Annotated in this window: 12 protein-coding genes and 1 rRNA gene; 10 read left to right on the forward strand and 3 right to left on the reverse strand. The window is 46.9% G+C overall.

Annotation, left to right across the window (positions count from 1 at the left end):
• Positions 1-5 precede the first annotated feature (5 nt).
• The 3 genes from BW42_RS14665 to BW42_RS14675 are packed head-to-tail and all read left to right on the forward strand — an operon-like array spanning position 6 to position 2716.
• Positions 6-2066 carry an ABC transporter ATP-binding protein gene (locus BW42_RS14665; RefSeq protein WP_035412724.1) on the forward strand — a complete coding sequence of 687 codons (2061 nt, stop codon included), beginning with the start codon at positions 6-8 and terminating at the stop codon, positions 2064-2066.
• Positions 2067-2126: 60 nt separating this feature from the next.
• Positions 2127-2447, forward strand: a complete 321-nt coding sequence (locus BW42_RS14670; protein WP_023467306.1) for a DUF1811 family protein — start codon at positions 2127-2129, stop codon at positions 2445-2447.
• Entirely contained in the window at positions 2444-2716 is a 273-nt protein-coding gene (locus BW42_RS14675; protein WP_023467307.1) for a YfhJ family protein, read from the forward strand. Before BW42_RS14670 ends, BW42_RS14675 begins: the two co-directional genes overlap by 4 nt.
• A 45-nt stretch (positions 2717-2761) precedes the next feature.
• Here the strand turns inward: BW42_RS14675 and BW42_RS14680 are convergent, their stop codons facing one another.
• Positions 2762-3745, reverse strand: coding sequence for a metal-dependent hydrolase (locus tag BW42_RS14680; protein WP_035412727.1), 984 nt, complete (start codon positions 3743-3745; stop codon positions 2762-2764).
• 103 nt (positions 3746-3848) lie between these two features.
• On the opposite strand from BW42_RS14680, the gene mutY reads away from it, so the two are divergent.
• The 4 genes from mutY (at position 3849) to BW42_RS14700 (ending at position 7773) form a co-directional block, all read left to right on the forward strand.
• Complete coding sequence (gene mutY, locus BW42_RS14685) at positions 3849-4865, forward strand: A/G-specific adenine glycosylase (RefSeq protein WP_035412729.1); 1017 nt, start codon at positions 3849-3851, stop codon at positions 4863-4865.
• Entirely contained in the window at positions 4865-5290 is a 426-nt protein-coding gene (locus tag BW42_RS14690; protein ID WP_035412732.1) for a hypothetical protein, read from the forward strand. Before mutY ends, BW42_RS14690 begins: the two co-directional genes overlap by 1 nt.
• Positions 5291-5406: 116 nt before the next feature.
• Positions 5407-5949 carry a DUF402 domain-containing protein gene (locus BW42_RS14695; protein ID WP_023467311.1) on the forward strand — a complete coding sequence of 181 codons (543 nt, stop codon included), beginning with the start codon at positions 5407-5409 and terminating at the stop codon, positions 5947-5949.
• Positions 5950-6039: 90 nt separating this feature from the next.
• A complete protein-coding gene (locus BW42_RS14700) occupies positions 6040-7773 on the forward strand; it encodes an ABC transporter ATP-binding protein (protein ID WP_035412790.1) in 1734 nt (577 codons plus the stop codon).
• A 48-nt stretch (positions 7774-7821) separates the two neighbouring features.
• On the opposite strand, the gene BW42_RS14705 is transcribed toward BW42_RS14700, so the two are convergent.
• A complete protein-coding gene (locus tag BW42_RS14705) occupies positions 7822-9120 on the reverse strand; it encodes a glutamate-1-semialdehyde 2,1-aminomutase (RefSeq protein WP_035412735.1) in 1299 nt (432 codons plus the stop codon).
• A 175-nt stretch (positions 9121-9295) separates the two neighbouring features.
• Between BW42_RS14705 and perR the strand changes: the two genes are divergently transcribed.
• On the forward strand, positions 9296-9718 hold the full coding sequence (gene perR, locus BW42_RS14710) for a peroxide-responsive transcriptional repressor PerR (protein ID WP_369792039.1): 423 nt from the start codon (positions 9296-9298) through the stop codon (positions 9716-9718).
• Between the two features lie 15 nt (positions 9719-9733).
• Here perR and BW42_RS14715 read toward each other — a convergent pair whose 3' ends face one another.
• Positions 9734-10096, reverse strand: a complete 363-nt coding sequence (locus BW42_RS14715; protein WP_035412738.1) for a DUF2614 family zinc ribbon-containing protein — start codon at positions 10094-10096, stop codon at positions 9734-9736.
• 114 nt (positions 10097-10210) lie between these two features.
• Between BW42_RS14715 and BW42_RS14720 the strand changes: the two genes are divergently transcribed.
• Both BW42_RS14720 and BW42_RS14725 read left to right on the forward strand, forming a co-directional pair.
• Positions 10211-11080, forward strand: a complete 870-nt coding sequence (locus BW42_RS14720; protein ID WP_035412741.1) for a nucleotidyltransferase-like protein — start codon at positions 10211-10213, stop codon at positions 11078-11080.
• A gap of 346 nt (positions 11081-11426) precedes the next feature.
• Positions 11427-11789, forward strand: a 16S ribosomal RNA gene (locus BW42_RS14725); the annotation flags it as partial.

An 11789-nucleotide genomic window follows, 5' to 3' on the forward strand; every position in this document is an offset into this window, starting at 1 on the left:
TTTGCATGAATGAATTGGAATTATATCAACTCGATCCGGCACGTCGGAAGACGACGATCCGTTCGTTGATCCGCTATGCGATGCATGAGAAACAAGCGATCTTCTTAGGATTGTTTCTACTCGTACTGGCAGTCGGTGCGGAATTGACAGGTCCGTATATCGCGAAAGTCATCATCGATGAACATATCGTAGCGATTGAAAAGGACTGGGTCGAAGTTAAAGCAGACGGTGCGGTCACGTATGACGGTCGTCAGTTCGCCAAAGCACAGGATGTCTCGAAAAGTCAGATCGTTCGATCCGTCTCGATCGTCCAAACGACCAACGGCTACTTTTTCGTACCAAAACAAGTCGTCAGTGGGGGAGAGCGGAAAATCAGTGGAAATACGATGACGGTCACGCGTGGAGACAATGTGTACACGTATGATAATATTCAAAAACTGACACAAGGACAGGTCTATGATTTTTATTCAAAGGACTTAAAAGCAATCGGCTGGTTGTCCTTGATCTATGTTCTTTTGCTACTTGCAGCAGCTGGTTTGAACTGGATTCAACAAATCTTGCTCCAGCGATCTGCTCATAAAATCATCAAACGGATGCGGCTTGATGTCTTTACGCATCTGCAACGGTTACCGGTTCGTTATTTCGACCAGACGCCAATCGGGAAAATCGTTAGTCGCGTCACGAATGATACGGAAACGATTCGCGATTTATATCTCGGTGTGCTCGCACGAGTCTTCTCAGGGATCATCACGATGGCAGGGATTCTCGTCGCGATGTTCTTCCTCGATTATCGCTTAGGACTCGTCTCGCTAATCATTATTCCGATCGTCTATTTCTGGATTCAACTGTTCCAGAAACTCGCGACGAAGAATAACTTCAAGGTCCGTTCACTCGTTGCCGACATGAATGGTCAACTGAATGAGAACATCCAGACGATGCCGATCATTCAGGCTTATGCACGTGAGAAGGAAGTTCTTGCTGAATTCGAACAAAAGAATGAAGAGAACTATCAGACACGGGCAAAGTTGTTACGACTTGATGCCTTGATGTCACACAACTTATCCTACTTTTTGAAAAACTTGACGCTCGCCTTGTTGATTTGGGTCGTCGGCGGAAAAAGTCTGACGAATGGATCGTTTTTATCACTCGGGATCTTATATGCGTATATCGATTACGTGTCCCGTTTATTCGAACCGGTCACTCAAATCATGAATCAGCTGTCACCGCTACAACAAGCGCTCGTGTCAGCGGACCGAATGTTCCAGTTGCTCGACGAAAAGGGCGAGCCGGTCGAACAAGGGCGCGTTGCTCGGTTTAAAGGAGCGGTATCCTTCAAAGACGTCGAATTCAGTTACGAAGCGGGAAATCCCGTATTACGTGAAATTCAAATCGATGCTCGTCCTGGCGCGACGATTGCCCTCGTCGGTCATACGGGTAGCGGGAAAAGTTCAATCATGAATTTATTGATGCGTTTTTATGATCCGTCAAAGGGACAGTTGTTGATTGACGGACAGGACGTGACGACTTTACCGAAACAAGCGGTTCGTGAGCATATGGGGATCGTCTTACAGGATCCGTTCCTCTTCACAGGAACGATTCGCTCGAACATCACACTCGGCAATCCTGATATTTCCGAAGAACGAGTACGACAAGCGATCGAAGCCGTCGGCGCGGATCGGTTCATTGATCGTTTACCGAACGGGCTCGATGAACCAGTCATCGAAAAAGGTGCCACGTTATCAGCGGGGGAACGACAGTTGATCAGTTTTGCCCGTGCGTTAGCGTTTGATCCTGCAATCCTAGTTCTTGACGAAGCGACAGCGAGTGTTGACTCGGAAACGGAAGCGGTCATTCAAGATGCCTTGTTAACGTTAACGAAAGGACGAACGACGTTCATCATCGCCCATCGCTTGTCGACGATCAAGGATGCGGATGAGATTCTTGTTCTCGATCATGGTCGGATCGTCGAGCGAGGATCCCATGATGTGCTCCTTGCAACGTCCGGGATTTATGCGAAAATGTATGCGTTACAAAGTAAGCGGAATCTAGAATTGAAATCAAGCTAATCCATCCAGTTTCTCCTCCTTTTCGTTTATACTGAAAAACGAAGAGGGGGAGTTTTTGTAATGGAGACACGGATGAGTCAATTATCGAAATACGAGCTTGAGATGTTGATTACGAAATTAAGTGAACAAAAACGAAAAGCGGAGCAACACGGGAACGTCAGCGAAGTGGAAGTCGTGACGCGAAAAATCGCCATTGCGAAAAGTTATTTGATTGATCCGGCACGATTCGAACGGGGAGCCTTTTACCGAATCGAAGGAGAAGAGGCGCGATTTGAGTTACACTTCGTCAATGGCGTCATGGGTTGGGGACATTTTGAAGGAACGGCTCAGGAAGTCGCGATTCCGCTCGCGTTATTCACAGGAGAGGGAGAACAGACATGACGAATCGAGAACAAGCCCTTCAGCAACTGGCTGAAGAATTATTACAAGTGAATGAAGTATTAACCCCGGAAGAAGCACTGACGTGGGTCGAAGTGCTGTGGGAAGATTTCGAAGCGACACTCGCGCGCGCAGGTGAGAAATATCAAGGTGAAGCCGTTGCGGTTCATTTTGTCGAGCAGCAGATCAAACAGCACGGGGCAATGTTACACCGGTTTAATACGACGAACGAAAAATTCAAGCATTTGATGACAGGTCGAAACGTCGAATGAAAAAAGCTCCGCACATCGGGATTTCCGTTGCGCGGAGCTTTGTCTTTATAATGCAGGGATGAACAGTTTTTTCTGCAAGGTCCGTTCGCTAAACACCCAGCCGGTATAGGAGCTGACGATCTCTTGTGTGGCAGCGTCGATTCTGACGACGGCAACGAATGGATAGACTTCCTTCGTGAAGTAACGCAGGTTGGTGAAGCGGTATTCGACAATGCCATCCTTTCGTGAGACCGTATACGTATGAATCTTCGAAAACTCAAGAAACGCTTGCAAGTCCGCGTTTTGTTTGACGATTTCGTACAAGGCGTCACCGTGTGGTTCGTCCTTGATCCGGAAGTTTCCGCATTCGACGACGGTTCCACTGTTAATCTTAACGACGGAATACTCATCGCGTAAACGTGCCGCGACATGCCATTCATCCCATTTCATGCCAGGGGAGATGAACAGTTTATGCGCACCGCGATAATAGCGGGCTGCGGTCGCGAGGGCATCGTTTCGTAACTTGAATTGAACAGCGTAGTAGATGATGACGATAGCAATTAAAATCGGGAAGATGACGATCGTCGCTCGCGTTAGTAGCCAAATCCCGAACGCGGCATAATACATCGTGAACAGATATGGATCAAATGTATTGATGACACCCCAACCGATCCAGGATTTTTTGAACGGGTGTAAGGCTTGTGTTCCGTAAGCGTTAAACAGATCGACGAAGACATGAAGAGCGACAGCGATCTGTGCCATCAGCCATAATGAAGTCGGAGGTACACCGAATAACGTGCCGATGACGATCGAAAGTAATAATGGCCAAGCGAGCAAAGCGATCAAACCGTGTGATTTTCCGCGGTGTTGGCGCAAGTAGGCGCTGTTTCCTTTAAATTTAAAGACAGTATCGAAGTCCGGTGCGTGTGAGCCGACGAGCGCTGTCGTCGTCACGGCAGCAAACAGCGTCGTGCTCGCTGCGACGTCAGGGTGTAGCGTCGAGATGGCGGCGAGACAAAGTCCCATGCCAATATGCGTACCAGTATCCAATGCGAATTCGCTCCTTCTATGAAATCGTGATGGTGAATCCATCGTGGTTCTGCCGAGTAATTTTTAATTAATATATCGTATTTAAGAGAAAAGAGGTAACCTTTTGACTGTCGTTCAAGAATATTTCACAAACTTTAATAAAACACAATTTACCACAGAACTGATTGCCTGGTTCCTTCGTGAACAGCGAGATCTCCCGTGGCGAAGAACCAAAAACCCGTATCATATCTGGATTAGTGAAATCATGCTCCAACAAACGCGCGTCGATACAGTCATTCCGTATTATGAGCGCTTCACGAAACGTTTTCCGACACCGCATGATTTAGCAGAAGCGGATCAAAGTGAAGTCCTGAAGCACTGGGAGGGCTTAGGGTACTATTCCCGTGTCAAGAACCTTCAAATCGCGGTTCAGGAAGTTGTTGAAAAATATGATGGAATCGTGCCCGATGAAAAGGAATTGTTCAGTCAACTGAAGGGTGTCGGTCCGTATACGACAGGAGCAGTTCTATCGATTGCTTATGGGCAAGCAGAACCGGCAGTGGACGGGAACGTGATGCGCGTCCTATCGCGTGTACTTGGAATTTATGAAGATATCGCTGCACCGAAGACGCGAAAATTGTTTGAAGCGGCCGTGCATCAATTGATTGATCCAGCTGATCCGTCAAGCTTCAATCAGGGGTTGATGGAACTTGGCGCGATGGTCTGTACGCCGAAGTCACCGATGTGTGGACTTTGTCCTGTTCAAGACGTTTGTTTTGCATATGACCGAAACGCACAGGAAGAACTGCCTGTGAAGACGAAGAAAGGGAAGACGCAAATAATTCCTTATGACGCTCTTGTTTATGAAGCAGACGGAAAAATCGCAATTGAACAACGGGGGGAGACCGGTTTGCTTGCAGGTATGTGGCAATATCCACTTCGAGAAGCGGAAGAAGAGCGTGAGGGAACGCTTGTCGGGCACGTCCGACATATCTTCTCACACCGGATTTGGGAGATCGCCGTCTATCGCGTGACGGAACAGCCGGATCAGACAGTACTCGTCGATCAGGAAACGTATGCGACGCATCCGATATCTGTCGCCCAAATGAAGATTGATCGACTATTAAAGGGGGAGATCTAATGCATACTTTTCGATTTGAGACGCGTGTCGATACATCAAAGAAGCAAGCGTGGGATTTTTTAAGTGATGCCAAGGCATTGAGTCGATTGACGGTATTTCCGCAAGTGAAGACGTCGGGTGATACACGGACGCGAGCCGGGAATACGATTCGTCTACGTGTCGGAGTTTCACCACTATTTGTCTCGTGGACGTCTTGGATTCCTTTCGTAGAAGAATATGTCTTCGTCGATGTTGGTACAAAAGTGCCGTATCCGTTTCGTGCCTGGTGCCACGTGCACCGAGTCGAAGAACGTGAATCTGGCGTCTATTTCATGGATGAAGTGACGTATGCCTCCTTCTTACCAGCCTTCGTCATTGAAGCATTCATCTTGAAACCGATGTTCAAACAGCGAAAAAATGCGATTTTGAATCACTTTCAAGGCTGAATTCCGTCATTTTTCTGAAAAAATACCCTTTCGTTTTTCATGTGTTCTGAAAATGGGTATAATAAGCACGAGAGTATAACAGAATGGAAGAAAAACGCTTTAGAAAGGAGTAGCACATGAGTCGATTCCCAAAAGAAAGTAGCAAGATTGAGATTCAAAGTTTCAAACATAACGGGAGCTTACACAGAGTTTGGGAAGAAACGCTCGTGCTGAAATCGACGGAAGAAGAATTGATTGGGTTCAATGATCGCATCATGGTCAGTGAATCGGATGGTCGTCAGTGGCGAACGCGAGAGCCTGCAATCTGTTATTTTTCAACAGAACTCTGGTTCAATGTCATTTGCATGATTCGGGAGGATGGCATTTATTACTACTGTAACCTCGGATCCCCTTCTACGTTCGATGAGAAAGATCGAGCAGTCAAGTACATTGATTATGATTTAGATATCAAAGTATATCCGGATATGTCCTACATGATCCTTGATGAGGACGAATATGAGAAACATCGCCGCGAGATGAATTATCCGAAGGCGATCGATCGTATTTTGAAAGACAATGTCCAAATCCTGATCCAGTGGATTCGTAGTCGCAAGGGTCCATTTAACCCGGCTTTTGTGGATATGTGGTATCGTGAATATGAAACAAGATATCGGAGATGATGGTTCGCCATCGTCTTTTTTTAGTTGAAGGAAGTGAAACATGTGGCAACACAAGCAAAACGTAAGAAACAAGGCTCGATTCGTCGGTATATGGCGTTCGTCAAGCCGTATCAAAAACAGATCCTCTTGACGGTCTTCGTCGGGATCATCAAGTTCTCGATCCCACTCGGACTTCCATTGTTGTATAAGTACATCATCGACCATATCCTAACTGGGAACACGATGCCGATGGCGGAAAAAAGTAAGCAATTGGCATATTTGATCGGAGCAGGTGTCTTCATCTTCTTGATCGTCAAGCCGCCGCTTGAATACGTTCGCCAATATCTCGCACAATGGTCAGCGTCGAAGATTCTATTTGACGTACGGAACCGATTGTTTGATCATGTTCAGAAATTGTCGCTTCGTTTTTATTCGAATACGAAAACCGGAGAAGTCATTTCGCGGATCATCAATGATGTCGAGCAGACGAAAGACTTCGTCGTCACAGGATTAATGAATCTATGGCTTGATATGATCACGATTTTTATTGCCATTGCCATCATGTGGACGATTGATCCGAAGTTGACGCTTATCGCCATCATTCCTTTACCCTTCTACGCCCTCGCCGTTAAGTTCTTTTACGGTCGCTTACGTGGATTGACACGGGAACGCTCGGCAGCACTTGCGGAGCTACAAGGTCATTTGACGGAGCGGGTCAACGGCATGGCGGTCATCCGTAGTTTTGCACTGGAACCACACGAGAACAAAGCGTTCAAACATCAAAATGATGGGTTCTTAAAAGCAGCGCTTCGTCAAACGAACTGGAATGCGCGGACATACGTCGTCGTCTCGACGATTACGGACTTCGCACCAATCCTGATCTTCGGAACGGCGGCGTTCTTCGTCTTGAACAATCAAGTGACACTTGGGACGATGGTCGCGTTCATTGGTTATATCGACCGTCTGTATGCACCGCTCGGTCGTCTCGTCAACTCCTCAACGACGTTGACACAGTCGATTGCCTCGATGGATCGGATGTTCGAGTTTTTAGATGAGCCGTACGACATCACGGAAAAACCGAATGCGCGTGAACCGAAAGATGTCCGCGGAAACGTTCAATTTGAAAACATCAGTTTCGCTTATGAAGAAGGCGGCGAGCTGGCGATCGATCGCTTGACGCTTGACGTTCAGGCAGGCGAACGGATTGCTTTCGTCGGGATGTCAGGTGGCGGGAAATCAACGCTCGTCAGTTTGATTCCGCGTTTTTATGATGTGTCTGCCGGTCGGATCACGCTTGACGGTGTTGATATTCGTGACTTGAAGTTGCGAGGTCTTCGCGATCAGATCGGGATGGTCATGCAGGAATCGATTCTATTTAGTGAGTCGGTCCAAATGAACATCAAGATGGGGAATCCGGACGCGACGGACGAGGAAGTCATCGCAGCAGCAAAAGCAGCGAATGCCCACGAATTCATCGAACGATTACCGAACGGTTATCATACGCCGGTCGGTGAACGAGGCGTTAAGCTATCGGGTGGTCAAAAACAACGTCTTGCGATTGCGCGGGTCTTCTTGAAGAATCCGCCGATTCTAATCTTGGATGAGGCGACGAGTGCGCTCGATTTAGAGAGCGAAGCGATGATTCAAGATTCGTTAGCGCGTCTTGCAAAAGGGCGGACAACGTTTACTGTCGCGCACCGTTTATCAACGATTACCGATGCCGATAAGATCGTCGTCATTGAAAATGGTCAGATTACGGAAATTGGCACACACGAAGTTCTCATGCAAAAACGAGGCGCTTATTTTGAACTGTATGCCATTCAAAATCTGGAACTCGTCGAATAACAAAAAACAGCGCCCCTTGCGAGGGCGCTGCTTTTTTAGTGAAGAGATTTAAAGTCGAGCAAAGGCACGATTGACTGCTGCGATCGTCTCCTTGATGTCGGCTTCCGTATGTTCTGTCGTCAGGAACCACGCTTCGTATTTCGAAGGAGCGAGGTTGACGCCTTCTTCTAGCATCAATTTGAAGAAACGTCCGAACATCTCGCTATCTGCACGTTCTGCACCATCGTAATCGATGACTGTTTCATCCGTAAAGTAGACCGTCATGGCACCTTTTAGACGGTTGATCGTAATCGTGACGTCATGACGTTTTGCTGCTTCCAGTACACCTTGTTCGAGTAAGGCACCGAGGTAATCAAGTTTTTCATAGACACCAGGCTGCTCAAGTAATTCAAGACAAGCGATACCGGCGGCCATCGATGCTGGGTTACCTGCCATCGTTCCCGCTTGATAAGCCGGACCGAGTGGCGCGACGTGTTCCATGATTTCCTTGCGACCGCCATAAGCACCAATCGGTAAACCACCACCGATGATTTTGCCGAGCGCCGTCATATCGGGGCGGATATCGAGTAACTCTTGTGCACTGCCGTACGTGAAACGGAATGCAGTGATGACTTCATCGTAAATAACAAGTGCACCGTGAGCATGCGTAATTTCGTTGACTGCAGCAAGGAATCCAGGTTGCGGTTCGACGATACCGAAGTTTCCGACGATTGGTTCAACGAGTACACAAGCGACTTGATCGCCCCATTGTTCCATGATTTGACGGTACGATTCAATATCATTGAATGGTGTCGTGATGACTTCTTTTGCCGTCGCTTTCGTGACACCTGCTGAATCGGGAGAACCAAGTGTCGCTGGACCACTTCCTGCTGCGATCAGCATCAAATCCGAGTGACCGTGGTAACAGCCACTGAACTTCACGACAAGCTCACGACCTGTATATGCTCGTGCGACGCGAATCGTCGTCATGACGGCTTCCGTTCCGGAGTTCGTAAAACGTACTTTTTCAAGCGAAGGAATCGCTTTTTGTAGTTTATGTGCAAAGTCGATTTCTAGACGGTGGGGCGTGCCATAAAGAAGACCGTTCTGGGCAGCGTGTGTGATCGCTTCCGTAATGTGGGGGTGACCGTGTCCTGTGATGATCGGACCGTAGGCCGCTAAGTAATCAATGTAGCGATTGCCATCGACATCATAAAAGTAAGCACCTTTTCCGCTTTCCATATAGACAGGTGCACCGCCGCCGACGGCTTTGAATGAACGGGATGGGCTGTTGACGCCACCAACGATACACTCTTGTGCGATTTCATATAACGCCTCTGAAGTAGGGCGAGTAGTGTGAGTAGACATGAGGATTCCTCCAATCGATGATTCGTGAAAAATATCACGATATGATTGTATCATGGACGTCAAATCCGGTGCAGAGCCGTTGACGGAATGACTTTTTGTAGGTAGACTAATTATAAAGATTATAATCTGATAATCAATGAAAGATAGAAATGAGGGGATGGACGTGGCTAACGAAATGCTGGATGACGCCGTGAAGTCGCTTCGGGAATCAGGCGTTCGAATGACACCACAACGTCACGCGATTTTAGAATATCTGACGACGGGACACACACATCCGACAGCGGATGAGATTTATCGTGCACTCGAACATCGATTTCCAAATATGAGTGTGGCGACTGTATATAATAACTTACGCGTTTTTCGAGAAAAGGGAATCGTTGAGGAAATGAACTACGGAGACGCTTCAAGTCGCTTCGATTTCGTTACGACACGCCATTACCACATGATCTGTGAGAACTGCGGAAAGATCGTTGATTTCAATTATCCTGTGCTCGATGATGTCGAAACGGTAGCGGCTCATTTAACAGGTTTCAAAGTCGATCGTCATCGACTAGAGGTGTATGGAACTTGCCCGGACTGTCAATCGAATGTCCAATAAAAAAACGAGCTGCCCTTAGCGGGGAGCTCGTTTATTGTGTTTATTGTACTTTTCGTCAAATTCTTTTCCTTCGAGAGAAGGATCCATCGTCAGTGGTTCGTCACAATGCATACATAAGTCAACGCGACCAAGGACTTTTGTCTCTTTTCCACAATTCGGACAAGTAACGACAGCTGCCTTCGTTGATGTTAGACCAATCAAGAAGTAGAGTGCCGTACTGGCGAGGACCATGACGAAACCGAGAAGCATGAGTAAGACCATGATGATCTCAAATCGTTTAAGTAATAGACCGCCGTACATGACGAGCATACCGCCGAATACGAGGAACATTGCTAAGTTTCGCGCGCGGTTTATTTTATTTTTTCGTTGTTTTTTCAAGTGAATTCCCCCTGTTGTCAGTCTAGCATAAGATGCGGGATTGCCTGAAGAAGGAAAGCTTGTTTTTTTGTCGAAAATGGTAACGACGAGTTCGTATAGAAGGGTGAGAAGTAAATGGAACAAGCAACACGAACGATTTATTCGGAATACGCGGCTTATCGTGAAACTCAAGGAATCATTGCGGTTGAAAAACGACAACCACGGGATTCTCTGACAGATCAATTTGATACACTTCTTGTTGTCATCACAAGAGATCCGGAAGTCGAATGGACGATTAAACATTACCGATTGAATACGTTGAAAGTATCTTTACATCTTGTACACGAGGATGTGTTATCGCGTTGGATTTTATTGAACGCTAATCGACGAGCAATTCATTGGATTGCTGAAGGGACGATCGTATTCGAACGAAACGATTACTTAGTTGACTTAAAAAGACAACTACTCGATTTTCCTGATGAGGAACGACATTTACAGATGACGATTTCCTTTGCTAAATTGTTGCGTCGTTTCCAAGATGGAAGAAACTTGTTTAGTCGCGGACATCATTATGATGCCTATACACATGTCCATCATGCGTTGCATCACCTGGCACGGTTATCCGTCCTCGAAAAAGGAAAACATCCTGAAACGGTCGTTTGGGAACAGGCGCGACTCGATGACCCGGATGTCTATAAACTATACGAGCAATTATTGATGAGTGAAGAGACACTAGATCAACGTATTCATCTTGCTTTGATTGGGCTTGAGCACCTTTTGCAATCCAAGGTTTTATCGGGAGGACGCTATTTATTCGAAATTATGCGTGAACGGACGGATCCTTGGACGATGTATGAATTGATGGAAGAAGAACGATTGCAAGAAGTTAAAGTAGATTTGAGCAGCTTAATCGATTTCTTCATGCGAAAAGGTTTGATTCGTATCTCATATCAAACGACTAAAGGGGCGGGAGTCGAACTCGTGACGTATGAGCCGGTCGTATGACGATCGGCTTTACTTTTTCCTAGAATTGTTTTTGCTATATATAGAAGAAAAAAGATTTCAAAAGTTTTTTTAGAAAAACTATTGACGGTATTATACCGAGATAGTATATTAATACATGTCGACAGGGCAACACGCGCTGGACGGTGACAGGAAAGAAAAAAGATTTCAAAAAAGGATTGACGCTTAAGTTATTCCGTGATATCTTATTAAAGTCGCTGAAAACGACACGACGAACTTTGAAAACTGAACGATGGGGCAAAAATCGTATTCTACGGAATACAAAAACGAATGAAGCGCAAGCTTCGTCAATCGTGACTCCGGTCACAACAACGAGCAAGTCAAACACTTTATGGAGAGTTTGATCCTGGCTCAGGACGAACGCTGGCGGCGTGCCTAATACATGCAAGTCGAGCGCAGGAAACTGACGGAACTCTTCGGAGGGAAGGCAGTGGAATGAGCGGCGGACGGGTGAGTAACACGTAAGGAACCTGCCTCAAGGATTGGGATAACTCCGAGAAATCGGAGCTAATACCGGATAGTTCAACGGACCGCATGGTCCGCTGATGAAAGGCGCTTCGGCGTCACCTTGAGATGGCCTTGCGGTGCATTAGCTAGTTGGTGGGGTAACGGCCCACCAAGGCGACGATGCATAGCCGACCTGAGAGGGTGATCGGCCACACTGGGACTGAGACACGGCCCAGACTCCTAC

The sequence above is a fragment of the Exiguobacterium sp. RIT341 genome (genome assembly GCF_000632205.1).
In the GTDB taxonomy this organism is placed as follows: domain Bacteria; phylum Bacillota; class Bacilli; order Exiguobacteriales; family Exiguobacteriaceae; genus Exiguobacterium_A.

Excerpts from the sequence above, each read along its gene's own strand:
- BW42_RS14665 (WP_035412724.1), top strand. The coding sequence starts at position 6 with ATGAATGAATTGGAATTATATCAACTCGATCCGGCACGTCGGAAGACG.
- BW42_RS14670 (WP_023467306.1), top strand. The coding sequence starts at position 2,127 with ATGGAGACACGGATGAGTCAATTATCGAAATACGAGCTTGAGATGTTG.
- BW42_RS14675 (WP_023467307.1), top strand. The coding sequence starts at position 2,444 with ATGACGAATCGAGAACAAGCCCTTCAGCAACTGGCTGAAGAATTATTA.
- BW42_RS14690 (WP_035412732.1), top strand. The coding sequence starts at position 4,865 with ATGCATACTTTTCGATTTGAGACGCGTGTCGATACATCAAAGAAGCAA.
- BW42_RS14695 (WP_023467311.1), top strand. The coding sequence starts at position 5,407 with ATGAGTCGATTCCCAAAAGAAAGTAGCAAGATTGAGATTCAAAGTTTC.
- BW42_RS14700 (WP_035412790.1), top strand. The coding sequence starts at position 6,040 with ATGGCGTTCGTCAAGCCGTATCAAAAACAGATCCTCTTGACGGTCTTC.
- BW42_RS14705 (WP_035412735.1), bottom strand. The coding sequence starts at position 9,120 with ATGTCTACTCACACTACTCGCCCTACTTCAGAGGCGTTATATGAAATC.
- perR (WP_369792039.1), top strand. The coding sequence starts at position 9,296 with ATGCTGGATGACGCCGTGAAGTCGCTTCGGGAATCAGGCGTTCGAATG.
- BW42_RS14720 (WP_035412741.1), top strand. The coding sequence starts at position 10,211 with ATGGAACAAGCAACACGAACGATTTATTCGGAATACGCGGCTTATCGT.